General features: G+C 47.6%; 21 protein-coding genes. 11 read left to right on the forward strand and 10 right to left on the reverse strand.

Features of this window, described 5'->3' with window-relative positions:
- On the reverse strand, positions 1-1,158 hold the full coding sequence (locus tag AWQ23_RS12130; RefSeq protein WP_062435810.1) for a glycosyltransferase: 1,158 nt from the start codon (positions 1,156-1,158) through the stop codon (positions 1-3).
- A gap of 260 nt (positions 1,159-1,418) precedes the next feature.
- Between AWQ23_RS12130 and AWQ23_RS12135 the strand changes: the two genes are divergently transcribed.
- Together AWQ23_RS12135 and AWQ23_RS16035 are read left to right on the forward strand one after the other, a co-directional pair.
- The gene (locus AWQ23_RS12135) at positions 1,419-2,204 is read left to right on the forward strand and encodes a CsgG/HfaB family protein (RefSeq protein ID WP_062435813.1); all 786 of its coding nucleotides are present in this window, start codon (positions 1,419-1,421) and stop codon (positions 2,202-2,204) included.
- A gap of 202 nt (positions 2,205-2,406) precedes the next feature.
- Positions 2,407-2,553 carry a hypothetical protein gene (locus AWQ23_RS16035; RefSeq protein WP_156785474.1) on the forward strand — a complete coding sequence of 49 codons (147 nt, stop codon included), beginning with the start codon at positions 2,407-2,409 and terminating at the stop codon, positions 2,551-2,553.
- Between the two features lie 77 nt (positions 2,554-2,630).
- On the opposite strand, the gene AWQ23_RS12140 is transcribed toward AWQ23_RS16035, so the two are convergent.
- On the reverse strand, positions 2,631-3,479 hold the full coding sequence (locus AWQ23_RS12140) for a GNAT family N-acetyltransferase (protein WP_062435814.1): 849 nt from the start codon (positions 3,477-3,479) through the stop codon (positions 2,631-2,633).
- A gap of 117 nt (positions 3,480-3,596) precedes the next feature.
- Between AWQ23_RS12140 and AWQ23_RS12145 the strand changes: the two genes are divergently transcribed.
- The 5 genes from AWQ23_RS12145 (at position 3,597) to AWQ23_RS12165 (ending at position 7,367) form a co-directional block, all read left to right on the forward strand.
- Positions 3,597-3,905, forward strand: a complete 309-nt coding sequence (locus AWQ23_RS12145; protein ID WP_062436680.1) for an urease subunit beta — start codon at positions 3,597-3,599, stop codon at positions 3,903-3,905.
- Positions 3,906-4,805: an ROK family protein gene (locus AWQ23_RS12150; RefSeq protein ID WP_062435817.1), complete on the forward strand. Its 900-nt coding sequence runs from the start codon at positions 3,906-3,908 to the stop codon at positions 4,803-4,805.
- Positions 4,806-4,993: 188 nt separating this feature from the next.
- Complete coding sequence (locus AWQ23_RS16210; RefSeq protein WP_071884930.1) at positions 4,994-5,698, forward strand: hypothetical protein; 705 nt, start codon at positions 4,994-4,996, stop codon at positions 5,696-5,698.
- A gap of 136 nt (positions 5,699-5,834) precedes the next feature.
- The gene (locus AWQ23_RS16215) at positions 5,835-6,701 is read left to right on the forward strand and encodes a hypothetical protein (RefSeq protein ID WP_071884931.1); all 867 of its coding nucleotides are present in this window, start codon (positions 5,835-5,837) and stop codon (positions 6,699-6,701) included.
- 78 nt (positions 6,702-6,779) lie between these two features.
- Positions 6,780-7,367 carry a TetR/AcrR family transcriptional regulator gene (locus AWQ23_RS12165; RefSeq protein ID WP_062435820.1) on the forward strand — a complete coding sequence of 196 codons (588 nt, stop codon included), beginning with the start codon at positions 6,780-6,782 and terminating at the stop codon, positions 7,365-7,367.
- 106 nt (positions 7,368-7,473) lie between these two features.
- Here AWQ23_RS12165 and AWQ23_RS12170 read toward each other — a convergent pair whose 3' ends face one another.
- Entirely contained in the window at positions 7,474-8,202 is a 729-nt protein-coding gene (locus AWQ23_RS12170) for a Bax inhibitor-1 family protein (protein WP_062435823.1), read from the reverse strand.
- Between the two features lie 156 nt (positions 8,203-8,358).
- Here AWQ23_RS12170 and accA point away from each other — a divergent pair, with 156 nt between their 5' ends.
- Together accA and folE are read left to right on the forward strand one after the other, a co-directional pair.
- Entirely contained in the window at positions 8,359-9,336 is a 978-nt protein-coding gene (accA, locus tag AWQ23_RS12175) for an acetyl-CoA carboxylase carboxyl transferase subunit alpha (RefSeq protein WP_062435826.1), read from the forward strand.
- Positions 9,337-10,052: 716 nt separating this feature from the next.
- Positions 10,053-10,772 carry a GTP cyclohydrolase I FolE gene (folE, locus tag AWQ23_RS12180; RefSeq protein ID WP_012308040.1) on the forward strand — a complete coding sequence of 240 codons (720 nt, stop codon included), beginning with the start codon at positions 10,053-10,055 and terminating at the stop codon, positions 10,770-10,772.
- 106 nt (positions 10,773-10,878) lie between these two features.
- Here folE and AWQ23_RS12185 read toward each other — a convergent pair whose 3' ends face one another.
- The 3 genes from AWQ23_RS12185 to AWQ23_RS12195 all read right to left on the reverse strand — a co-directional run bounded on the left by AWQ23_RS12185 (position 10,879) and on the right by AWQ23_RS12195 (position 15,747).
- A complete protein-coding gene (locus tag AWQ23_RS12185; RefSeq protein ID WP_315862687.1) occupies positions 10,879-11,988 on the reverse strand; it encodes an alkene reductase in 1,110 nt (369 codons plus the stop codon).
- A 63-nt stretch (positions 11,989-12,051) separates the two neighbouring features.
- The gene (locus AWQ23_RS12190; RefSeq protein WP_062435832.1) at positions 12,052-13,719 is read right to left on the reverse strand and encodes an ATP-binding protein; all 1,668 of its coding nucleotides are present in this window, start codon (positions 13,717-13,719) and stop codon (positions 12,052-12,054) included.
- 21 nt (positions 13,720-13,740) lie between these two features.
- Positions 13,741-15,747 (reverse strand): hypothetical protein, encoded by a 2,007-nt coding sequence (locus AWQ23_RS12195; RefSeq protein WP_232308905.1) that lies wholly within the window; start codon positions 15,745-15,747, stop codon positions 13,741-13,743.
- Positions 15,748-16,118: 371 nt separating this feature from the next.
- Here AWQ23_RS12195 and AWQ23_RS12200 point away from each other — a divergent pair, with 371 nt between their 5' ends.
- On the forward strand, positions 16,119-16,526 hold the full coding sequence (locus tag AWQ23_RS12200; protein ID WP_012308044.1) for a CAAD domain-containing protein: 408 nt from the start codon (positions 16,119-16,121) through the stop codon (positions 16,524-16,526).
- Positions 16,527-16,804: 278 nt separating this feature from the next.
- Positions 16,805-17,656, forward strand: a complete 852-nt coding sequence (locus tag AWQ23_RS12205; RefSeq protein ID WP_062435835.1) for a glycosyltransferase family 2 protein — start codon at positions 16,805-16,807, stop codon at positions 17,654-17,656.
- A gap of 49 nt (positions 17,657-17,705) precedes the next feature.
- Here AWQ23_RS12205 and AWQ23_RS12210 read toward each other — a convergent pair whose 3' ends face one another.
- The 4 genes from AWQ23_RS12210 to AWQ23_RS12225 form a co-directional block, all read right to left on the reverse strand.
- Positions 17,706-18,788, reverse strand: coding sequence for a glycosyltransferase family 1 protein (locus tag AWQ23_RS12210; protein WP_062435838.1), 1,083 nt, complete (start codon positions 18,786-18,788; stop codon positions 17,706-17,708).
- 14 nt (positions 18,789-18,802) lie between these two features.
- Positions 18,803-20,140 carry a flippase gene (locus AWQ23_RS12215; protein ID WP_062435840.1) on the reverse strand — a complete coding sequence of 446 codons (1,338 nt, stop codon included), beginning with the start codon at positions 20,138-20,140 and terminating at the stop codon, positions 18,803-18,805.
- A 68-nt stretch (positions 20,141-20,208) separates the two neighbouring features.
- Entirely contained in the window at positions 20,209-22,818 is a 2,610-nt protein-coding gene (locus tag AWQ23_RS12220; protein WP_062435843.1) for a TIGR03960 family B12-binding radical SAM protein, read from the reverse strand.
- Between the two features lie 71 nt (positions 22,819-22,889).
- Entirely contained in the window at positions 22,890-23,282 is a 393-nt protein-coding gene (locus AWQ23_RS12225; RefSeq protein ID WP_159457021.1) for an STAS domain-containing protein, read from the reverse strand.
- Positions 23,283-23,377 lie beyond the last annotated feature (95 nt).

Genomic DNA, 23,377 nt, shown 5'->3' on the forward strand with positions numbered 1-23,377 from the left:
TCACCACTGGTCGAACCCTGGAAAAATAGAGCGGGGCAATCGCCATTTGCGCCATTTTTCTTGACAGTTGTCTACAAATTCTACATAGCTTTGCCGAAAAATGTTAGCGGCGAATTGCTGAGCTCTCACAAAACAAACTTCCGGCTGAATATCTTGGGCCTGGGCTTCAAAACGCTCGACTCCATTGGCGATCGCCTGGGCCGATTGCTGGGGAAACAAAATCCCCGTTTTCCCATCGGCGACAATTTCTGCCGCCCCCCCGCGATTGAAGGCAATCACTGGCGTACCGCAGGCCTGGGCTTCGACTAAAACAATGCCAAAATCTTCACAGCCCGCATAAACATAGGCCTTTGCCCGTGCCAGATAATCTTCCACTACTTCATCCGGTTGCCGCCCCAGGATTTGCACATTGGGTTTTGCCATCTTTTGCAGCTTTTCTAATTCTGGCCCGCCACCAATGACCACCAAATTTTTGCCTAACTGGTTAAACGCTTCTACAATCAACGCCACTTTCTTATAGGGCACCAACCGCGACACCGTCACATAAAAATCATCCTTTTCCTCTCGGTAGGCAAAGCGCTCCAAATTTACCGGGGGATAAATCACCGTCGCCCGTCGCCGATAGCAGCGCCAAATCCTTTGGGCTGTCCAGTGGGAATTGGCAATAAAATAATCCACCTGGTTGGCACTGATCACGTCCCATTGCCGTAGTCGATGGAGAAAATACCGCGCCAAAATTCCTTTAACGCCCTTGCCGAGGCCAGAATGATCTAAATAATCAAAGGTCAAATCCCAGGCATAACGCATCGGTGTATGGCAATAGCAAATGTGTAGCTGGTGGGGTCGTGTCAAAATTCCCTTCGCCACCGCATGGGACGATGACAGAATTACGTCATAAGCTTCGAGGTTAAACTGCTCAATCGCCAGGGGCATTAGCGGCAGATAGTTTTGTAAACTGTACTTGACCCGGGGAAACTTTTGTAAAAAACTCGTGGCGATCGCCCGACCATAGAGATAGCTATCAGGGTTAGACGACTCAAAATCAATCAGAGCAAAAAGATCCGCCTCAATGTCCTGGAGCATTTCTCGCACCACCAGCTCTGAACCCCCCGTGGCGTAGGGCGTCAACCATTCATGAACAAGCGCGTAACGGGCCATGGGGACTCCCTTCTCCAAAGCAGTGGTCAAACCGAAAATGCCAGCTTCTAGCGAATTCCAGACCTTTTAGTATATTTCACCCCACAAAATCCTCAAACCGGGAACCCCAGCAGGGGACAAAAGCGTCAATATATGTTTAAGTGCAGTGAAGTGCATCAGTGTCAGTATGCGGCATATACACACAAGCGTATAAATATAAGGGCAAGCATACGGCACCATCCAAAACTTTGTCCTTATTCCGTAGCATCTGAAAGAAACCCATGAAAACCAATCAGCTTTTAACATCCGTAAGTCGCTCTACTGCCCTGGCCTTTCTCGCACTTACCCTAGGACTTGGGGGCGAAAAAGCACTGGCCCAGTGGCAACCGACTATTTCTGTCCCAGAATTTAAAAACGAAACCAATGGCAGCTATTGGTGGTGGAACAGCAGCACCTCCCAAGAACTAGCCGATGCCCTCAGCAATGAGCTTACTGCCACTGGCAACTTCCGCGTCGTTGAACGGCAAAACCTAGGGGCCGTCCTGTCAGAACAGGAATTAGCTGAATTGGGAATTGTTCGCCCAGAAACGGGAGCCCAACGGGGCCAAGTCACAGGGGCGCAATACATCGTGCTCGGTCAGATCACCTCCTACGAAGAAGGGGTCAAGGAAGAATCGACTGGCTTTGGGCTCAGTGGTATTCGGATCGGTGGCGTCCGGCTCGGCGGTGGTGGCCGTGGCTCTAGTGAAGAAGCCTACGTTGCCGTGGATCTACGGGTTGTTGACTCTACCACTGGGGAAGTTCTCTATGCGCGTACCATTGAAGGACAGGCAAAATCTGATTCGACTTCCGGAGGTGCAACAGCGAGTTTTGCTGGCATTAATCTTGGTGGCGATCGCACCGAAACAAATCGCGCTCCCGTTGGCCAAGCGCTCCGGGCGGCCTTGATTGAAGCCACTGATTATCTCAGTTGTGTGATGGTCGAACAAAATGGCTGCATGGCCGAATATGAAGCGAAGGACGAGCGCCGCCGGGAAAATACCCAGAGTGTCCTTGATCTTTTCTAGACCGTTGAGCTCGTTGCCCTTCCTTTAGGGACAATCAATGTATAAGTCAGCGATCGCCGCTGATTTTTTTTGCCCATTTTCAGAAGACTTGTACCCCAAAAAAGCCCTTGAATCTTTGACGGTGGCTACATATAATATAGAAAAGATAGTTTCTGTATCAAAAGTAACTAAATCAAGTTTTTCTTAAAGGGAGTTTAAGGCTATGCGGATGCGTAAAGAAAAAAATGAAACCCTCCGGGCGATGGAACGGGTTTGGGCGAGACATATGCTCAAGCAGCAAGATGCCCAGAACAAAAATGCGGATGCAGTCCGGGAAGCAAAGGAAATTCTTAACGAATACGGCGAATAAGTCAGTTAAATAATTTTTACGGTAGGCATATGTGTTCAAACATATGCTTTTTTCATGACCTGAAACTCCAGAATGGGCTAGCCTAACTCAAAACTGGTCACCCCAAAAATGTTTTGGACAGGAATTGTTGGGGGCGCTTGGGTATACATCCGTGCTGTTTCAAACACGGGCTGTAGTTGGTAGCGTTGGGCCAGGGCGATCGCCTCTGGATTAACCATGGGCACATCGAGGAAAAGTTCACTACCAGCGGGAAGACTGCCTTTGAGGGCGAGAAAGAGAATTTCTGCAATTTCAGCATTGTCAGCAAAGAGGGGGCCAATTTTATAACCCCGACGACAGGGACGCACCATGCCATAGCCTGTAATTTCAGTATTATTGACCATCACCCAGGTGGTGCTGTCCGGTTGCTGCAGCCAAGCTTTTAAAAAGGAGCGGCGATCGCCTGGAAAAAACCGCTGATCATACTGAAAAACTTCTTCAAGATTGACCACTGCCAAGGGCTTCAAGCCCGGAGATTCCGAAACCTGGCCACCACCGAGGCCACTGTAACGCACGTTGTTATAGGCCAGATTAAAGCCCGATTTTTTGTAATTTTCCTGCTGGGCGACGACCCCATCGAGACCAACATTGCGACCAGCCACGGAGGCGATCGCTGCTTGCCAAATTTGCCAACCATAACCCTGGCCACGGTACTCTGGTTTGACGATATAGAAACCAATGAACGCAAAATTTGGGGCATATTTCACCGCCGAAATACTGGCGATCGCCTCCCCATCGAGCAAGCCCACCAGAAATCCCGTGGGATCGGCGGCATAGAAACTGGCGGCATCCTGTAGGCCGGGATTCCAACCTTCCTGGGCCGCCCACTCAACGGCTAAATCCAGTTCCGTTCGGGTCATGGTTCTGATGGTGTAGGTTCCGCTCATCGGCGATCGCCCCCGTAAATTTTTTTCAGTCTAGCTTGGATATTTTGGCGACTTTTTGCTCTGTTGCATTTCCTGATAATTGCGTAGGATAAAAACAGTTTTTGGAGCGACATGGCGATGATTCCAGGCGAACTACGCCCCCAAGCCGGGGAAATTGAACTGAATGCAGGCCGAGAAACAAAGGTGGTTACGGTGGCCAACACGGGCGATCGCCCCATTCAAGTGGGATCTCATTTCCATTTTTTTGAAGTCAATCGTGCCCTGCGGTTTGACCGGGCGGCTACAAAAGGAATGCGTTTAAATATCCCGGCGGGCACAGCAGTACGCTTTGAACCCGGTGACGAAAAGGACGTAGAATTAGTGGCCTTGGCGGGTCGTCGTCATGTGTATGGTCTGAATAATTTGGTAGATGGAGCATTGGACTAGATGAGCACAGTGATTGGGATTGATCTGGGGGGCACGGCCATCAAAGGGGGGAAATTTAGCCTCGCTGGTCTTTGTTTAGCGGAAAAAGCAGTACCTACGCCCCAACCCAGTACCCCAACCGCTGTCGCCGAGGCGATCGCCAATTTAGTCAATGAACTCAACTCAGATCGTAGTTGTAAAGCGGTGGGGATCGGCATTCCTGGCCCGGTAGATGGTACAGCGCGCATTGCCAAGGTTGCGATCAATCTCAGTGGTTGGCAGGATGTGCCCCTCGCCGATTGGGTGGAAGCAAAAACAGGTTTACCCACCACGTTAAATAATGATGCCAACTGTGCCGGTCTGGGAGAAGCATGGTTGGGGGCGGGGCGCGATCGCCAAAATCTCCTGCTCATTACCCTAGGAACGGGAGTCGGTGGGGCGGTAATCCTCAACGGAAAACTTTTTACGGGCCATTACGGTGCCGCTGGCGAGTTGGGCCTGATTACCCTCAATCCCGATGGCCCCCCCTGCAATAGCGGTAATAATGGTTCCTTCGAGCAATATTGTTCGATCAATGGCGTTAAGCGGATTTCTGGTAAAGATCCTGGGGAATTAGGAGAACTGGCCCAGGCGGGAGATGCTGAGGCGATCGCCCATTGGCAAACCTACGGCAAACTGTTGGGGGCCGGGCTGACGAGCTTAATCTATATTTTCACCCCGGAAATGATTATTCTGGGGGGCGGCATCAGTGCCAGCAGTGACTTTTTCCTCCCAGCGGCGATCGCCGAAATTGAACGGCGGGTGCTGCCTTCTTCACGGGTGGATTTAAAACTGACCAAGGCCCAGTTAGGTAACAATGCCGGTATGGTCGGCGCAGCAAAACTCGCCCTCGAAAAAATCTCAAATACCCTGGACAATTAGGGAGAATTATTGATGCCATCTCTGTTAGCTTGATCTTTTTAAAAAGCCTCCGCCAAAATACGGAAAACACCATAAACGTCATAGAAATTCACTGCAATTAGTTAAAAAACGAGATATTTGCATTTGTTTAGGGGAACTACAACTAAAGTAATCTCGTCCCTTAGTTATCCTCCTGGAATCCCTAAACCATGGCTTTCTACAAACAAATATCTGCTTTTTGCAGTGCCGCTTCTTTGTTGACAATTCCCCTGGCGATCGCCCCGGCCCAAGCCCAACAAAGTTACCCCCTCGTCTGTCGGGGTGGTGGTGGCTTAAGCATCGTCAATACGGGCAACAATAACGTCAGAATCAATTTTCGAGCCGCTGCTGGTAGTGCCCCCCAAGGTCTACAACCAGGGGAATGCAGTTGGCAGGATCGCGCCTTTCGTTCCGGGGAGCCGACTGTCATTTGTGATACCAGTGCCCGGGCAGTGCAATATGTCAGCAAACTTGTCCAAAGCAATGAATATGCAACCCTCCAAGTTTTTAATAACAACCAGGGCTGTATGCAAGCTAATGCACCGATCCTTAACAACCCCCCTGTGCTCAATGTCCCCCCTGGAATCCCAACGGCAGTACAATTTCGCCCTAACTTAAATCAGATTTGGCAGTCTAACTATGGCAATATCCACTGGCAAGAAGGTTGGTATCGCAACCAAACCCAGACCATTGCTATCACTTCCCAAGGTTGGGACAGTAATCGTAATGCCTATGTTGTCGAAGGGCGTTGGGGTCGCACAAATAGTAATGATGCCGGGCCATTTGAAATGACATTTAGCTCCGCTTGCGAGTTTTCCGGTAGCTGGAGTCGCCCTAACGGCACAAGTGGCGGCTGGACTGGTTCCTGTCAATAAAATGGTTGTGGCCTAATCGCTGCTTGGCTGAAAGATGCAGGGGGAATTGAAATAGGCTTCAAGCTTCTCCTCTGCATCGCTTTTTGTTTTTTTGTCCATGTCATTATCTTGAGCATTATTTTGGAGACTGAAATCGATGTCTGTCTTTAAAGAAGCCTGTGCCTATCTGGGTATGTCCTCTCTCCTAATTGTCCAAGGGGCGATCGCCCCGGCCCAAGCCCAACAAAACTATCCCCTGACCTGTCGAGGTGGCGGGAATTTAAGCATTACCAATACCAGCGGTAACAAGGTGAAAATTGTCTTCCGGCCAGCAACGGGCAGTGCTCCCCAAGGCCTGCAACCGGGAGAATGTAGTTGGCAAGATCGCGCCCTTCGTCCCGGAGAACCGAATGTGATTTGTGATACTGGTGTCCGTGCTGCCCAGTATCTCCCCAAACTCATGCAAAGTAGCGAATCTACGACACTCCGAGTGTTTAACGATAATACTCAAGGCTGTATGCAGGTGGTTGGCTTAGGCACGGCTCCGGTACCCCCTACCACCACCAACGCCAATGAGCGGGCTCGTAATCCTGGCACGCCGAACACGAATAATAATAACAACTCGTCTAACACCGGAAATACCGCAAATACGGGAAATACTGGAAATGGTTCATTTACCAGCGGAAATCCTTCTGGTTCTGGGCAATTCCGGCCTGCTTTAAGGGGAATTTGGGAAACTACTTACAGCTATACCAATGGGGAACTGCAGGGCTCTATCGATTGGGGATTGTCGACGGTCTTTGGCCCGGATAGCACTGATTTCATGACTATCACCACAGAGGGTTGGGATGCAAATCAAAATGCCTATGTAATCAAAGGAACTGTTCAACTAGGACTCCTTGGTGCCCCTTTAGGTGGCCCTGTGAGAGATTTTGAGATGACCTTTACGACGCCTTGTCAGTTTGAAGGGGTCTATGGCAACTCCCTAAACCGACCAATACCCTGGTCTGGCACTTGCCCTTGATCACAAGATTTTTTGACGGTGCAGAGAAATTTCCTTTAGGATAAAACCAGTTTTTCTGCACTGTATCTAGGTTGTGCCATGGTGGGCCGAAAGCTTGCTTTTAACCGTAATGCCGCTCTTGAAAAGGCAATGGAATTGTTCTGGGAAAAGGGCTATAGCGCCACAAGCCTTGCGGAACTTTTGGACTACATGGGGATCCAGCGGCAAAGTCTGTACAATACTTTCGGCAATAAACATGATTTGTTCCTGGAGGCGATCGCCTACTACGGCAAAATCGCAGTGCGCCAGCTAGAAGAGCGGCTCAATTATTCCGCTTCCCCCCTCGAAAATCTCCGAAATTTGTTTTATCAAACCGCCGACAATGCCAAACTCCTCGGTTGTCGGGGCTGTTTTGTCGTCAATGCAATGATTGAACTCGCGCCCCACGATCCCCAGGTGGCCGCCCTCGTGGAAGATATTGCCACCAATGTCGAGCAAATTTTTACGAGTACCCTCAATCAGGCGATCGCCAAAGGAGAACTGCCCCCCGCTTTTGACAGCCCGAAAACTGCCCGTTATCTCTACCATGTCCTTCTAGGATTAAACACCCGCATTAAAGGCTTGCCTAACCCCGAACACCTTAGAGAAACCCTCGATCTCGCCCTGATGGTGCTGCAACCCCAATAAAAAAGCCCCCTGGCCGATGAACCAGAGAGCCCATTCTCCCCAGGGGGAGATGTCGCAGACAGTGGGGGCTAACTTCCCCTGGGGGAGATGCCGAAGGCAAAGGGGGTTAGTCTCGGCTATTGATGGCAATCAACAAGCGCAGAATAAACACAAATAGGTTGATATAGGTCAAATACATCGACAGAGCAGCCGAGAGATATTGCTCATTACGGTAGGCACGAGGCAACACATAGAAGTCAACTACCGCCGAACCAGCAAATAATAGTGTCCCTAAGCCAGAGATCCCGACCTCTAACCAACTGGGCGTGTAAACTCCAAAGAAAGCAAAACCAAGCTGGGCCAACAGCACCACAAACAAGGCAATAATTCCGAGGCGTACTGTTTGGGCCAGGGCTAAACCATCTTCATCGGAGAGGTTTGAGCCAATATTGCGCCCAATGATGAAAGTAATACCACAGCCGAGGGCTGCGATCCCAACCCCTTGGATCCCAACTCCTGCAGTACCAATGGCGAGGGCAACAATCCCTGTGAGGGTGTACCCAGAAAGTAGACTGTAGCCGGCCAAGAGAGGGAGGGCGACGCTATTATTTCCCTTTTCAGCGACGCCGCGGGCAACGAAAAAGAGGGCCAATTCAGCGATCAGGGCAACCCAGAAGGTGGGCATAAAGATGCTAGGATTGTTTTGGATTACTCCCAAACCACCATAGGTTCCGAGGGCTGTCAGGAGTAGGCCGCCCCCCAAGTAGGGTAGGGCATTTTTAATGACTTCTGGGCCAACCAGGGCTTGACCTTTGGCCTGCCGAATGGCGTCACGAAAATTACTGGTGTTGCTCATAAATAAGTGATTTGATGCTTGAAAAGTTAAAACTGCTTACTTTCTATTTTGGCAAAACTTTTCGGGGGTGGCAGTACGGATTCCTTTACTGTTGGGGAGGCTTCCGGGGATAATAGAGTTTAATTTGTGAACAGTTGTCAGTGAATTGAACTCACCATGCCGAAAACGGAGCGCCGGACGTTTCTGCTTGATTTTGAAAAACCTCTTTCGGAATTAGAATCACGCATCCATCAAATTCGTGATCTTGCTGCGGAGAATAATGTTGATGTTTCAGAACAGATTCAACAGCTAGAGGCGCGGGCAGACCAGCTTCGGGAAGAAATTTTTAGTACCCTCACCCCGGCCCAACGGCTGCAATTGGCGCGGCATCCCCGGCGTCCCAGCACCCTTGATTATGTTCAAATGATGGCGGACGAATGGTTTGAACTCCATGGCGATCGCGGTGGATCTGATGATCCGGCTCTCATTGGCGGGGTGGCCCGCTTTGATGGTCAACCGGTGATGATGCTAGGGCACCAAAAAGGACGGGATACGAAGGATAATGTCGCCCGGAATTTTGGCATGCCGGCTCCTGGGGGCTACCGTAAGGCGATGCGGCTGATGGACCATGCGAACCGCTTTGGGATGCCGATTTTAACGTTTATTGATACTCCTGGGGCTTGGGCTGGTTTAGAAGCGGAAAAATTGGGCCAAGGGGAGGCGATCGCCTTTAACCTCCGGGAAATGTTTAGCCTCGATGTGCCGATTATTTGCACGGTCATTGGCGAAGGCGGTTCCGGTGGGGCCTTAGGGATTGGCGTCGGCGATCGCGTCTTGATGTTAAAAAATTCCGTTTACACAGTGGCGACCCCAGAGGCCTGTGCCGCCATTCTCTGGAAAGATGCCGGGAAATCAGAGCAGGCCGCCGCCGCCCTAAAGATTACAGCAGAGGATTTGAAAAGCCTTGAGATTATCGATGAAATTGTCTCAGAGCCAGCCTCCTGCGCCCACGCCGATCCCATTGGGGCCGCCCAACTCCTGAAAGCAGCGATCCAAGATAACCTCCAAACCCTGCTGAAGCTGACGCCAGAACGCCGCCGTGAATTGCGCTACCAGCGGTTCCGGAAAATTGGTGTGTTTTTAGAGAGTTCCTAACTTTAGGATCTGGTTTGGCATTCATGGGTACTGATTCTAATCATTTAGCAATATTTTGTAACATTTCCGAAATTTTGCTAGGATAAGAAGCCGCTGAGCCCTAATGTGAACTATGGGACTTTCCCCCAATTTTGTTCTCCCAAAAGGCAGTGAAATCACCAATATCCTTTCGTCTCCATTGGTAAACAGAGTTTAGGTCGTGGACATTTTTTCTGGGATTTTCTATGGACTAAGCTAATTTTTTTGCCCACCCATCGCGCTATGTTGAGTGCAGTTCCCTGCCCATGATCTCTTCTGTCCACCTTTGGCGATCGCCTCTGCCCCTAAATTCTTGCAAACCCTTGGCCCTTCTTCCTTCCTTTGCGATGGCAGCCCCCCTGATATCCAAGCTCAATGTTCAACAGCATGGCAGGTTCGGGATTTTGTTTAACGCCTCATCCATTGCCATTCCGCAACTCCTGATCCCCAGACCCACCCGGCTGTGCCGTCATCGAATGACGCAGCTTAGTCATGTCTGGCTAAAGTTTTGGCCGCTCCAGGATTTTTATTTCCGAAAGCGTCCCCAAAGTATTCTTCAAGGGATTCGACCATCCGTTGAGCCCAGTATTGAAGAATTGACCATGATCTCTAAAGCAGGGAATCCAACAGTTTATTGTTAGCGAGGATCTACTCTCCCCTGCCCCAGTTCCTTTTACTTCTTCATTCCATACCGAATTATGACAACATCTTCTTCAAGCGGCTTCAATGGTTCTACAAAAACCATGGCGACTGATGCTCTAGGTCGTGACCTCAATGATCTGGTGACTCGGCCAGACCGCAATAGCCACAATGGCAAAGCAGCAAGCATCCGCCCTGCCACAGAAGAAAGCCAGCAGAAAATGGCAGAGGCTGTGCATACGATGCTAGAAGCCGTTGGCGAAGATCCTGACCGTGAAGGTCTCCTAAAGACGCCGCTGCGGGTGGCAAAAGCCATGCAGTTTCTGACCCAAGGCTATAACCAGTCCCTTGAAGACATCGTCAATGGTGCAATTTTCGATGAAGGGCACAATGAAATGGTATTGGTGCGGGACATCGATTTCTTTAGCCTCTGCGAACACCATATGTTGCCCTTTATGGGTCGTGCCCACGTGGCCTATATCCCGAATCAAAAAGTTGTGGGCCTCAGCAAATTAGCACGGATCGTCGAAATGTATTCCCGCCGCCTCCAGGTGCAAGAACGCCTGACCCGACAAATTGCAGAAGCGGTCCAAGAAATCCTTGACCCCCAAGGGGTTGCGGTGGTGATGGAAGGGATTCACATGTGTATGTCCATGCGGGGTGTCCAAAAGCCCGGTTCTTGGACAGTTACCAGTGCCATGATTGGCTGCTTCCAGAAAGAACAAAAAACCCGTGAAGAGTTTCTCAACTTGATTCGTCACCAACCCAGCTTTATTTAAGGCAATTTGAGATTGTAGTGTCGCAATCTCAAACATAAAAGAAGGGCAGCCCTAGGGCTGTCCTTTTTGCTAAATTGCCTATCAGCAATGGAAATCGACCAGCATCCTAGGCGGCATAGGTCGGGAAATCGGTATAGCCTTCCGTGCCTGTGGGGGCATACCAAGTGGCCATATCTGCATCGGGGTTTAAGGCCCAGTTATTGGTGTAACGTTCAACGAGGTCAGGGTTACTAATAAAAGGACGGCCAATGGCAATTAGGTCAGCTTGCCCAGTGGCGATCGCCGTTTCCGCACTCTTTTGATCATAGCCACAATTGCCCATTAGAACACCATCATAAACGGCCCGGAAATCGGCCAAGGTCAGCGGCTCTCCCAATTCATGGAAGCCAAAGGCCAAACCATCCATGACGTGGAGGTAAGCCAAATTGTACCGATTCAGTTGACTAGCAGCGTAGGTAAACTGCTCACGGAAATCGGGCGAACCCATATCATTAAAGGAACCATTGGGGGAAAAACGAACACCCACACGACGGGAATCCCAGACCGTTGTTACCGCATCTAAAATCTCGAGGAGTAAACGACAACGATTCGTGGCGCTACCCCCATAGGCATCCGTGCGATGATTCGTTTTCGATTGGAGGAATGTATCGAGTAAATAGCCGTTGGCGGAGTGAATCTCAATACCATCAAAGCCCGCTGCTTTTGCCCTGATTGCCGCCTGACGATACTCCTCAATAATCCCAGGGATTTCTTCTGTTTCAATGGCCCTGGGGACTTCATAGGGCTGTTTGCCAAGGGGCGTATGAATTTCTTCGCCGTTATTAATTTTGATTGCGGAAGGGGCGATCGGCAATTGACCCCCATGGAAACTGCTATGGGAAGCGCGGCCCATGTGCCACAATTGCAAGAAAATCTTGCCGCCTTTGGCGTGGACGGCTTGGGTGGTGAGTTGCCATCCTTCAACCATGGCGTCCGTGTAAACACCTGGCGATTCATTCCAACCATTGGCCTGTTCTGAAATGGTTGTGGCCTCTGCAATAATTAGACCCGCCGAAGCCCGTTGGCCATAGTATTCCGCCATGAGCGCGTTGGGAATGCGGTCTTTGCCGGCCCGGGCCCTGGTCATGGGAGCCATTACTACACGGTTTGTCAAAGGGAGATCCCAGAGGTGAAAGGGTTCTAGCAGGGTTGCAAAAGTCGTTGTCATGGATTTAATCGTTCTTTTTGACTACTTGGTCAATAAAATATTTATTTATTGTAAACTTTTTTAACAAACTTCCTAAAAGCCGAGATCCGCTTTCGCTAAATCCGCCTCGACAAATAAGGTTTCATCCGTCACAGTTTGCCAGTCATGGCAGCCAATTTCTTGGTAAAACGTCTGGTCATAGGAGCGCGTCCGCATCACTACTGGCATGGGGAGGGCATGGCCAAGCACGAGGGCCTGTTGTTTGGAATCTAATTTGGCCAGGACAGAGCGTAGGTTGCCGCCCCCAGAGACCCCCGTAAAAATCGCATCAATATCTTTTTCGTCATTGAGCAAACAAGTTACCCGCGTGCCAATTTGGGACATGACTTCGTTGTCGATGCCGGAAGGACGCTGATCGACGACCAGGAGGGTAACAAAATATTTCCGCATTTCCCTGGCGATCGTGCCAAAAATAGTTTGGTGGACAATTTTAGAATCTAAAAATCGGTGGGCTTCTTCAATGGTGATCACCAGGGGCGTCGGTTTATTCTGGACGTTTTTGGTTTGTAGGTACAGATCTGCTTTTTTCACATAGGCGGCGTGAATGCGTCGGGTAATCATATTTGTCGCCAACATGTACGACAGCATATTAGATTGAGAGCCAAATTCGATGATGACGTGTTTCCCTGCATCGAGGCTCTGAAGCAGTTGGTCGATGTAGTTAAAGGGGCAAGTTTGGCGGATATATTTAAGGTTTTCGAGTCGTTTTAATTTCCGCTGCAGAGCCATAATAGAACCAGCATGGCCTTGGCGTTCTTCGCAAAAGAGGCGGATATCTTCATTGCTCATCTCCAGAAGTTTGACAATCCAGGTACGACCAAACTCAGAATAGAGGACGTTGGCATTATCGAGACTCGCCTCAGATAGCCCCAGCTCAAAACCAACGAGCCGAATATCTTCAATTTCAATTTGATCGAAGCTGAGGTAAAGTTCCTGGGCATCGCGTACCCCCCGCCGTTGGGTGGATTCTGAATCGAGGGTGTAGATTTCAACTTGACCGGGGAAAAGCTGCCGGAGACCTTTAACGGTACTGACGCCTTTGCCCTCTTCAATGGCCTCCCAACCGTATTCAGAATGCATATCAAACATCAGGTTTACGGCGGCCCGTCGCTTGATAATGCCAGATAGCAATAACCGGGTTAGGAAGGATTTGCCGGTGCCAGACTTACCAAAAATGCCGTTACTTCGTTCCACAAAGCGGTCAAGGTCAAGGCAAATGGGCACATCCATATCGAGGGGACGGCCAATGGCAAATTTTTTGTGGTGGGGATCGTCCTCCCAACCAAATACTCGTCGAAAGTCCTGTTCGTTGGCTTCGTAAACTTGACTGAAGTGACTGGGGATCGTTTTTACGGGCAGTAGTTCAAGGGTCTCAAAGTTTTCTGTTTCGTGCTCTTCTGCTTGGCTGGGGGTAAACATTAGCATCGGTGCGAGTTCGACGGTGCCATAGGTGCTGGTTCCGGCAAGGACGGCTTGGAGGAAATCGTCGTTGGGATTGGGCGGATCGGCGAGGATGCGGGGGCTAGAGGTGCCTAGGGAAACATCGGTAAGGAGACAGAAAAATTGGGAGCGGCTCCCTTTGACGACGAGAAATTTACCGACGCGCATTTCTTCGACGGACACATCGCCATGGAGACGGACTTCGAGGCCTTGGCTTAGAGAACCTTGAATTACAGAGCCAAGGGGGTGTTCGGTGGTCATGAGCAACTGAAGAAGGGGGGCTTAGAGGTTGGTCGGAACGTCGATGGTTTGGGGACTAGGGCTGGGGGTGGTGAGACGTTGCCAGGTGTTGATTTGGGTTTGGGCGGCGTCGTAGGCAGCGGTATTGCGGGGGATTTGACGAGCGGTGGCGATCGCCTGGGGGATTGAGATATTGGCTTGGCTCTGGGCTACAGAGAGGATCCGATAGCTCCATTGGTCAGCGGCCTGTTTTCCTTCGGCCCGCAGTTGGCTAGCGCTGCTGGGAATTTCTTGGGTAAGGTTAATGGCTTCTACCCAGGCAGAGACAGAGTTACCATTGGCCACTTGGTAGGCGCGATTGAGATTATTGATCGCGGTTTGTTCTTGACGCCAACTCCTGACCCTAGACTGCATTTCGTCATAAAGAACACGGTTCGGGGCAATTTGGTTGGCAACGGCGATCGCCTCATCGAAGCGTTTTTGTTGGCCGAGGGCCACAGCTCGGTCAAAGATCGGCTGATCTTCAGTCCGTTCAATGGTGTTGCGCCACTGACGAATATTTTCTTGGGCTTCGTTGTAGAGGGCGCGACCGGATTGGATCGTGCGGGCTTCGGCGATCGCCTCCTGGAGACGATTGGTCGCCGCTAAATCTTTTGCATAGGCCAGGGTGGGAGAGTCTTCGGCGATTTCAATTTGGCGACGCCATTGGCGAATTTTTTGGCGGGCTTCATCGTAACGGGGGTTGCCTGAGGGGACACGGTTGAGCTGGGTGATCGCCCGTTCATAGTCGGCGATATTTCCCCCCTGGGCCAATTCCTCAGCCTGTTCTAGGAGCGCCACGTCCTCAATTTCCCGTTGCCAACGACTAATCAGACCTTGGGCCTGGTCATAGACAGCACTGGCGGGCTGAATACTTTGGATTTGCACCAGGGCTGTTTCGAGATCCTTAACGGTTCCTTGGTTCGCCCTAAGGCCAGCTTGGGCCAGAATTCGCCAATCGACCACCACGTTGTCGAGGTTCAGTTGATCCGGTAGGCGATCGCAGAGGGCCAGTAAGTCATCCCAGCGGCGTTCATCAATGATGTTGTCGGTGTAGTCAATGATTTTTTCGCGGGCGTCACTAATTAAACGTTGGGCCTGGGGGTAAGCATAGCTATCTTGGCTAATGTTGCTCGCCTGGGCGATCGCCTGGAGCCAATTTTCTAAACCGCCCCGACGCAGGGCTGCATAGGCCCCTTCTAGCTGCTCCGTTTCCTTGCGAGCCAACTGAATTTGCGCCATGGCCTCATCGTACTTCACCGTAGCCCAGTAGCGATTGTCTAAATAACTGAGTTGGACGACTGTCCGCATCGCCTGGCTTAAATCTCCTGCTTCGAGTTGCCGTTGCAGGCTAGCTAGAATCGCTTCTCCCTCTTGCCAAATGTCTTCCCAGGCCGTGATTTGGGCCTCGATTTCTGCTTGAAAACCGGCCTTTTCGGGAATATCGCGCACCATGGCGATCGCCTCATCTAACTTTCCCGCCTGGAATTCCACCTCAGCAAGGGCAATAATTTGCGAAACCCACACCTCAATGTTGCGGTCAATATCCGCCCGGAGGGGGTGATTCTCCGAAAAACCACTCACCATCCGAATCGCCTTTAGGTAGCTGGTAAGGGTCTGTTTCTCCGCTTCGATCTGGGCGCAATATAAGCGGGTGGTGGCGGAGGCTAAAGGCAAGAATAGGGCACTGCAATTGTTGCTGCCATTAAAGCTCAAGAGAACCGATGTCGCTAGAAAACCGACCCCCCCTGATAGGAAAATTAAGAGCAACCCTAACCATTGCCAATTGGGGAGAAGAAATTGGCGTTTACGCGGAACCCCAAGGATTTCTGTCTCTGTCTCTGCCGTTGCTTGCTCTGGATCCCCATTGGCGATTGCCGTCGTTTCCATGCTTAAATCTTGCGTCCCAGACACTTCCGATAAACCTGCTTCAGTCGATAACACTGGCTGCGATTGGGTGCCAACGGGAGAAACGGATTGCACTTGCGAGGGATCAGGTTTCTGGCTCATATAAACCGGAGGCTAAAATTTTGCAGACATGGATAGCTAAGATCTATGATACGTTCTACGCGATTTCATAAAAATTGGCATCATCATAGCATAGGCATCTTAAGCGTTTAGGCGCAGCACAAACCAAAAAATTGACAGCCTTTCCAAAGTTCTTTTCCAATAAATTAAGGAAGAGATATCGCCAAGGCCATTTTATATCAGCTATTCTTGATTCTCTCGGTAGGATGTAGACAGAGATTTATAGATATGTCTGATAATATGGGCATCATTCGTCCCTTACTCAAAATCTGAAAGGCACCTCCGCTGCATCCTAGTGAGACTGCCCCATCACCACTCTGTACTATATAAATCGTTAAGGATAGGTTTGAAAGATGGAACAACAGCCTGAAACCCAAGTAGAAACTGGTACAACTCCGTTTAACAACGAAGCACCCGGTCCCATGACCTCCCCCCAAACCGAGCAGCCTTGGCAAGAAGCAGTCAAACCCATCACGGATTTTCTGTCTGAACTGCCTGAGGAGCTAGGGAAATTTTTCGCCGACTATAAGCAACCCCTGATCACCGTCGGTTTGATCGTGGCAGCTTTGATCACCGTCAAGCTGACCTTCGCACTAATCGGTGCCATTAACGATATTCCCCTATTAGCACCCACCTTTGAGCTGATTGGTATCTCTTACACAGCATGGTTTGTCTATCGCTATTTACTTAAAGCTTCAAACCGTGATGAATTGCTGGCAGAATTCAATTCTCTTAAGTCTCAAGTGTTGGGTAAAAAATAAACCTGAATTTCTCGTCTGGACTTGACTCTCCTCGGCATGTGCCGAGGAATTTTAATTTTTAAGAGAGATAATCAGTAACAGCTTTCTCTAATCGTGAAAATAGAATTATAAAATTAAAAATCCAACTATGCTCTGTTGAAAGTTTTGTTAGATTAAATAAATTCTTATAAAAGAATCTTCATTACATGTAGTTCTGAAAATAAAGTCGCAATACTCTTATATTTTATTTGGAACCGCTATATTTTAACTCCTTTTTTTTTATAAGTGTTCTCTAGAAAATGAAATTCTCCTTAATCACCAGCACATTAGGTGAAGATAGGCATGATAAAATCGTGCGCCTAATTCACTCTTTAATAAAACAAAAACATCAGGATTTTGAATTGATTATTGTCGATCAAAATGAGACTTCAAAACTCAAAGTAACATTAGAAAGTTATTTTAATGAGATCAATTTGATTTACCTGAAGCATGATCAAAGGGGGGTGTCAGCGGGGAGGAATTTTGGATTTAGGTATGTATCTGGTGAAATTGTCAGTTTTCCTGATGACGATTGCTGGTATCCAGATATACTTTTAATGTCAGTCAATACTTGGTTTTTAAATAATATTAATTGGGATGCTTTAAGTGGTTGTACCATTGATCTAAAAGAAAATTTGACAACAAGCAGATGGGATAAGAATCCAGGAGAAATTCATAAGTTTAATGTCTGGCGTAGAGGAATTACTTCATCCATTTTTTTGCGAACCTATGCACTTGCAAACGCCCAAGGTTTTGATGAGACACTTGGACCAGGTGCAGACTCTCCTTGGCAATGCTCGGATGAGACTGATTATCTTCTAAACTTGCTATCACAAAATAAGAAACTATATTATGATACAGAAATAAAAGTCTACCATCTTGAACCAATTACCCAGTATAACCAACAAGCATTGGCACGCGCAAAAAGGTATGCTCCAGGAACGGGCCGTGTATTAAAAAAGCATAGTTATCCATTTTGGTTTGTTGCAATCGCTTTATTAAGACCAATTTTGGGAACTTTATATTATGCAACTAAAATGCAGGGATGGCGGGCTAAATTCCATTGGCTTATTTTTCAAGGTAGATTAAATGGTTGGCTTTCTTCTAAATAATTACTCCTAACGCGGCTTAAAAAAGTAGATCAAAAAACAAGCCCGAAAATCAACTTAAATTCCGGAGAATTTGTCTAGTTTCTTGTCCTGTTTTTTCCCATGAAAACATACTTGCTCTTTGGAGTCCTTTTTGCATTAGATCAGCATAAAGATTATCATCTTTGGTGATGCGTTCCATCGCACTACGTATTTCTTGAACATTTTTTGGGTCTACTAAGATGGCAGAATCTTTTGCCACTTCGACTAATGAAGATTGATTAGATGTGATGACAGGTAATCCGCAAGCCATTGCTTCCAATAAAGGGAGGCCAAAGCCTTCCCAAAGGCTTACAAACATTAAACAAAATGCTTGATTAAGAATCATAGGCAAGTCTTGAAAGGAAACATAATCTTTAAACAAGACTTGATTTTCTAATTCTAGATTTTTCACCAAATCAATTAACTGTGGCGTGTAACGTTTATCTTTAGGCCCAATAAGCCAAAATTCATAATCTTCTTTATCCTTAAGCAGAGAAAATGCTTTAATCATTCTAGGGAGATTTTTGTGTGGGTTATGGCGACCCAAGTATAAAAAATAAGGCTTTTTAGATTTTGACTTATTCGATTGCATGTAAAAATTTTTAGGATTATAAGCAAGATAAATGGGTGTAATTTTAGTAGCAGAAATATTGAAAAAATTCATCAAGTCATCTGCAGTTGCTTGGGAGTTACAAATAATATGCTTACTTTGATCTAACACAATAGGTAAAACAAATTTCTGATAATAGTGTAATGGAGAGCGCTTGTCTGGATGGCGTAATGGAATTAAATCATGAACCATAACAACAGTTTTAGCAGTGGTATAAATAGGTGATTCTGGTAAAGGAGAAAAAATCAAGTTTGATTCTAGTTTTTGATAAATCTTTGGCAAATTAAACTGAGTCCAATATAGCCGTTTAAGATGTCCCTTTAAGCCAAAATCTGGACTAAGTTCTTTTGGAATTAAATAAGAATTAAAAGTTGTAAATTGATTATCAAAATTACAAACAAGAAATTTAGAGTTTAGTTGAGAAAGGTATGGTGATATATTGCGAGCATAAATACTAATCCCTGTCGGCTTTTTAGATAAGATAGATAAGTTTACGAGTATCATATTAAAGACGCATTTTAGGTGTTTTTGTTGATTTTTTTTGGAAATTTTAATGGATTTAAAGTATTTAATTGAAGACGAAATACAATTCTTGTCTGTGAAAAAAAAGCGTTAATTAAAAATCCAGAAAATAACTGAGAAATAACTGTAGAAATTGCTGCACCGACGCCAGAATATTTAGGAATCAAAAAGATATTTAGAATGATATTAAGTAACGCACCAGAAAAAGTTATCCAGAAGGAATAATTGCTTAGTTTCTCTGCAATAAACCATGGAGAAATTCCTGTTCCCATAAATACAAATAATGTTGCCCAGATATGAATTTTCAAGATTGTCCCTGCAGCAAAATATTCTGGCCCATAAATCATCAAAATAAGAGGAGATGCAGTGAACAAAATGGGAAGTGAAATCATCAAAGATAGACGAATCAAAAAGGATAGTAAGTCTTTGATTTTTTCGTAATATTGTTTTTTGTTTTTTTCTTTTGCTGCATAAATTGAAGGGGAAACTGAAGCAATAATTATATTAGGAATAAAATACCATATTTCAGATATTTTAGTTGCGGATGAATAAATGCCAACTGCTTCTTCTCCAACAATGCTCCCCAACATTACTAAGTCTGTCTTCATATATAAGATGATGCTCAAACCAGATAAGATTAAGGGCCAGCTTTCATGAAGTAACGATTTTGCAATTTCAGTATTCCATTCAAGTTTGAACGGGCATTTTTTTAATTGATAAACTAAGACAAAACCACTTGCTTCCAGAGCAGCTTCTCCAAATATAATCCAGGCAAAATAAATCAATGGAACTTGTAGAATTAAGAGCGCAACTTTACTGAGAGTGACAACTATGAATACAAGAATTTTAATGGCAACTATATATTTAGATTGAACTTGAGCAGAAAACCAAAAATTAACGACTTCAAAAGCTTGAAATAAAATACTTGAACTTAGTATTAGAAAAATCAAGCTAAATTCAGTATTGTCTGTTCTCAAAAAAAGATAAACTCCTGTAGCAATAAGCCCAAGTGAAATAATGCTGGATATCACAAGTTTGAGCCAAAATACAGTGCCTAAAATTTTATTTTTTTCTTGAGGAAAATTAACTAGAGAACGAATAACTAAAGTATCTAATCCAAGCTTGGATAGGGGGTGAAGTAAAATAATAATTGCCCCGGCATAATTCAATGTACCTAATTGAGCAGCTCCTAGATATCTTGCCATCCAAGCACTCATAAAAAAACCGATTATCATCCGAACAGCATATTCAAATGACAACCACGAAATGTTACTCAAAATGGCTTTTTGTTCACCTATCAACTGCTTTTTGAATAACGACAGTCTTTTGAACATAAATGAGAGAAGTCGAGTCAGATGATGGTGTTATATTTAAGCGAAATGATAATATCAATTAAGCTAGATTAAATATCTTCAGATAAGTACAGAGTAAAGCGGTGTACCTTAAGCAATTTTATATTTTGCTGACTCATAGTATGCATCATATAAAGAATATGATCTGCTTGTAATAAAGTGCCATCATTGCGGCAACTACCTCGATAGCGGAGTTGGACTTGGGTGGGGCTAATGACTTTTTCGAGGGCGATCGCCGTTAACATTTCTCGGAGATTCAGTTGCTTAATTTTGCCAGACTTTGTTTTCTTTTCGAGGAGAATTTCCGGAGTCTGACGGATGGCTTCGAGCCAGGCTTCCCATTGTGCTGGAGAAACAGGTTCTTCGGTTTCAAGATCAATTAGGTATTCTGCTTCCGTAAGGAGCGCAGTGGCGGCCTTAGAACGGACGGGCACTTCCTCGACGCGATAGATCGGCATATCGATGGGCAACTGTTCAGCGAGTCGTCGCCGGAAATCTTCTAGATCCAAAACTTGGCGCAACTCAAAATCAATAATTTCTCCTGAGCTGGTGGCTCCTAATGATAGGGCATTGGCGATGGAAATGCGGGGGCTAGGATGAAAGCCGTTGGTAAAGGCCACGGGAATTGAGGCGCGGCGCACGGCTCGATCAAATAAACGGACTAAATCGAGGTGACTAACCAGGCGCATATCCCCTTGCTTACCAAACCAAACCCGGAACCGTTGTAGGCGTTCTTGATCCTTTTGGAATTGGCCGACAAATTCGGGAATTTCGGGCGGTTGATAGACGACATTATGGCCAAAATCGGTGCTGCAGACGCCACAATGGGAACAACCATCAAAGGCACAGTCGGGAATGGTTGCCGCTTCGAGGGCTCGCTTTAGATCGTCCTTGAGCCACTGCTTGTCAATGCCTGTGTTGAGGTGATCCCAGGGCAAGGGGGCGTCGAGGGGATCATTGTCGGTGGTTTCAAAGATATTCCACTCGCCACTTTCGACTTTGCGGTATTTCCAGGTGAGGTCGGATTCGGCGATCGCCTGTTCCCAAGCGCCATAGGCTTTGTCTAAATTCTCCCACCAGGAATCCATGCCAGCCCCCAGTTCCCAGGCTCGGCGGACGACTTTACCCAAACGGCGATCGCCTCGGCCAACGAAATCCTCCATGGCTGAAATGCGCACATCGGTATAGTTTACCTTCACGCCGCGAATCGGTCGAAAAGCTTCCCGCAACAGTTCCTGTTTACGCTTAAATTCCGTCGTTGAAACCGAATGCCATTGGAAAGGCGTGTGGGGTTTTGGGGTGAAATTAGAAATGGTGATGTTGAAGTTTAAACGGCGATTGCTCAGGGACGCACATTCCCGCCGCAGCCATTGCACCGTTTCCGCAATGCCCAACACATCAAGATCCGTTTCTCCGGGGAGACCGATCATGAAATAAAGCTTGACCTTGTCCCAACCCTCTTTTACCGCGGTTTGGATACCCCGTAGCAGTTCTTCATTGGTCAAACCCTTATTGATCACATCCCGCATTCGTTGGGTGCCTGCTTCTGGAGCAAAGGTCAAACCCGCTTTACGCGTCCCACCGACAATATTGGCAATATTTTCATCAAAACGATCCACCCGCTGGCTGGGCAGAGATAGGGAAATATTTTCGTCCTTGAGGCGATTTTTAATCTCGACTCCTACCGCTGGCAACGAGAGATAGTCAGAACAACTGAGGGAAAGTAGAGAAAATTCGTTGTAACCTGTCGCCCGCATTCCTTTTTCGATAGCATCGACGACTTTCTCTGGTTCGACATCCGTCGCAGGTCGCGTTAGCATTCCCGGTTGGCAGAAGCGGCAGCCCCGGGTACAACCCCGGCGAATTTCCACCGTCAGGCGATCATGAACTGTTTCCACATAGGGCACGAGGCCGATGGAATAGGCAGGAATTGGCGTGGCGACACGGCGCAGAATGCGTTTGGGCACTTCGTCACGAATTGGGTGCACAGAACCATCCGCCGCCATTGCATAGAAGCGAGGCACATAAACCCCCGGCACCTGGGCCAAATCTAAAAGGGTTTCTTCTTTAGTCAAACCGTTCACCTTGGCTTCTTCGAGGATGAAACCCACTTCGGGCAAAAGTTCTTCGCCATCGCCCAGAACGATAAAGTCAAAAAAATCGGCGTAGGGTTCAGGGTTGGATGTAGCGGTTTGCCCCCCCGCAAAAATAAAGGGATAATCCCCCATTTCCCGTTCCTGCCAAGTGAGGGGAATCTGGGCAAGGGTAAGCATTTCCAGAATATTGGTCGCCCCGAGCTCGTAGCTCAAACTAAAACCGAGAATGTCGAATTCCAACAGCGATCGCCTGGATTCGAGGGCAAACAGCGGCAGATTTTTTTCCTTTAACTTCTCGCTCAGATCAGCGGCGGGTAGATAAGTGCGATCGCACAACTGTCGAGGTTGGGCATTAATCACGTTGTAGAGCAGAATATGGCCCAAATTTGAGGAACCCACCTCATAGACTTCCGGATAGGTCAGCACCCAACGCACCACCGCCCCTTGCCAAGGCTTATGGATTGCCCCCAGTTCATTACCCAAGTAGCGCGCTGGTTTGAAAATATCCGTCGTAATCAGCGCTTCGTAATCAGCCGGTTGAGGAAGACAGGGAGCCGTTGCCACAGGTAATGAACCTCCAAGGGAGTCGAGGGAAACAATTCAGTCCCCCATTATACCGGAGAGCTTTCGAGATGCTAGGCCGCGAGTAACTGGGATGTCTGTGTCAAAAATGCGGCTTCATCTTTGAAAATGCGCACAAACTGCTCCATTTGGGTCAGCTCCAATACCATGCGCACCTGGGAATTGATCCCACAACAGCCGAGGCGTTTACCATGGGATTCTGCCAATTTTGTGCCCTGACTGAGCACCACCGCCGCCGCACTGTCGATAAATTCTACCTGCTGGAGATCGACTAAAATTTCTCGACTGAATTCGTCGTTAATGGCCCCATGGAGCGATCGCCAAAATACGTCAAGATTTGAGGTTGTCAAAGCACAATTTGGGCGCAGAATAACAGGCTGTTGGTTTTTATCCATCGGTAGACTCTCCCCAGGGGAACTTCCCTGTTTACCCATCGTCTTAGTCACAACTTTTATACAAAAATCAAACAACTTTTTCGGTTGAGAAAACCCTGAAAAGGCTGCTAAACATTTGATTTGGGATAGAACCATTGTATGGGGGA

The sequence above is a fragment of the Picosynechococcus sp. PCC 73109 genome (assembly GCF_001521855.1).
In the GTDB taxonomy this organism is placed as follows: Bacteria; Cyanobacteriota; Cyanobacteriia; order Cyanobacteriales; family MRBY01; genus MRBY01.

What these genes read in the sequence shown, in the direction of transcription:
- AWQ23_RS12130 (WP_062435810.1), bottom strand. Translation starts at nt 1,158, where the DNA reads ATGGCCCGTTACGCGCTTGTTCATGAATGGTTGACGCCCTACGCCACG.
- AWQ23_RS12135 (WP_062435813.1), top strand. Translation starts at nt 1,419, where the DNA reads ATGAAAACCAATCAGCTTTTAACATCCGTAAGTCGCTCTACTGCCCTG.
- AWQ23_RS16035 (WP_156785474.1), top strand. Translation starts at nt 2,407, where the DNA reads ATGCGGATGCGTAAAGAAAAAAATGAAACCCTCCGGGCGATGGAACGG.
- AWQ23_RS12140 (WP_062435814.1), bottom strand. Translation starts at nt 3,479, where the DNA reads ATGAGCGGAACCTACACCATCAGAACCATGACCCGAACGGAACTGGAT.
- AWQ23_RS12145 (WP_062436680.1), top strand. Translation starts at nt 3,597, where the DNA reads ATGATTCCAGGCGAACTACGCCCCCAAGCCGGGGAAATTGAACTGAAT.
- AWQ23_RS12150 (WP_062435817.1), top strand. Translation starts at nt 3,906, where the DNA reads ATGAGCACAGTGATTGGGATTGATCTGGGGGGCACGGCCATCAAAGGG.
- AWQ23_RS16210 (WP_071884930.1), top strand. Translation starts at nt 4,994, where the DNA reads ATGGCTTTCTACAAACAAATATCTGCTTTTTGCAGTGCCGCTTCTTTG.
- AWQ23_RS16215 (WP_071884931.1), top strand. Translation starts at nt 5,835, where the DNA reads ATGTCTGTCTTTAAAGAAGCCTGTGCCTATCTGGGTATGTCCTCTCTC.
- AWQ23_RS12165 (WP_062435820.1), top strand. Translation starts at nt 6,780, where the DNA reads ATGGTGGGCCGAAAGCTTGCTTTTAACCGTAATGCCGCTCTTGAAAAG.
- AWQ23_RS12170 (WP_062435823.1), bottom strand. Translation starts at nt 8,202, where the DNA reads ATGAGCAACACCAGTAATTTTCGTGACGCCATTCGGCAGGCCAAAGGT.
- accA (WP_062435826.1), top strand. Translation starts at nt 8,359, where the DNA reads ATGCCGAAAACGGAGCGCCGGACGTTTCTGCTTGATTTTGAAAAACCT.
- folE (WP_012308040.1), top strand. Translation starts at nt 10,053, where the DNA reads ATGACAACATCTTCTTCAAGCGGCTTCAATGGTTCTACAAAAACCATG.
- AWQ23_RS12190 (WP_062435832.1), bottom strand. Translation starts at nt 13,719, where the DNA reads ATGACCACCGAACACCCCCTTGGCTCTGTAATTCAAGGTTCTCTAAGC.
- AWQ23_RS12195 (WP_232308905.1), bottom strand. Translation starts at nt 15,747, where the DNA reads ATGAGCCAGAAACCTGATCCCTCGCAAGTGCAATCCGTTTCTCCCGTT.
- AWQ23_RS12200 (WP_012308044.1), top strand. Translation starts at nt 16,119, where the DNA reads ATGGAACAACAGCCTGAAACCCAAGTAGAAACTGGTACAACTCCGTTT.
- AWQ23_RS12205 (WP_062435835.1), top strand. Translation starts at nt 16,805, where the DNA reads ATGAAATTCTCCTTAATCACCAGCACATTAGGTGAAGATAGGCATGAT.
- AWQ23_RS12210 (WP_062435838.1), bottom strand. Translation starts at nt 18,788, where the DNA reads ATGATACTCGTAAACTTATCTATCTTATCTAAAAAGCCGACAGGGATT.
- AWQ23_RS12215 (WP_062435840.1), bottom strand. Translation starts at nt 20,140, where the DNA reads ATGTTCAAAAGACTGTCGTTATTCAAAAAGCAGTTGATAGGTGAACAA.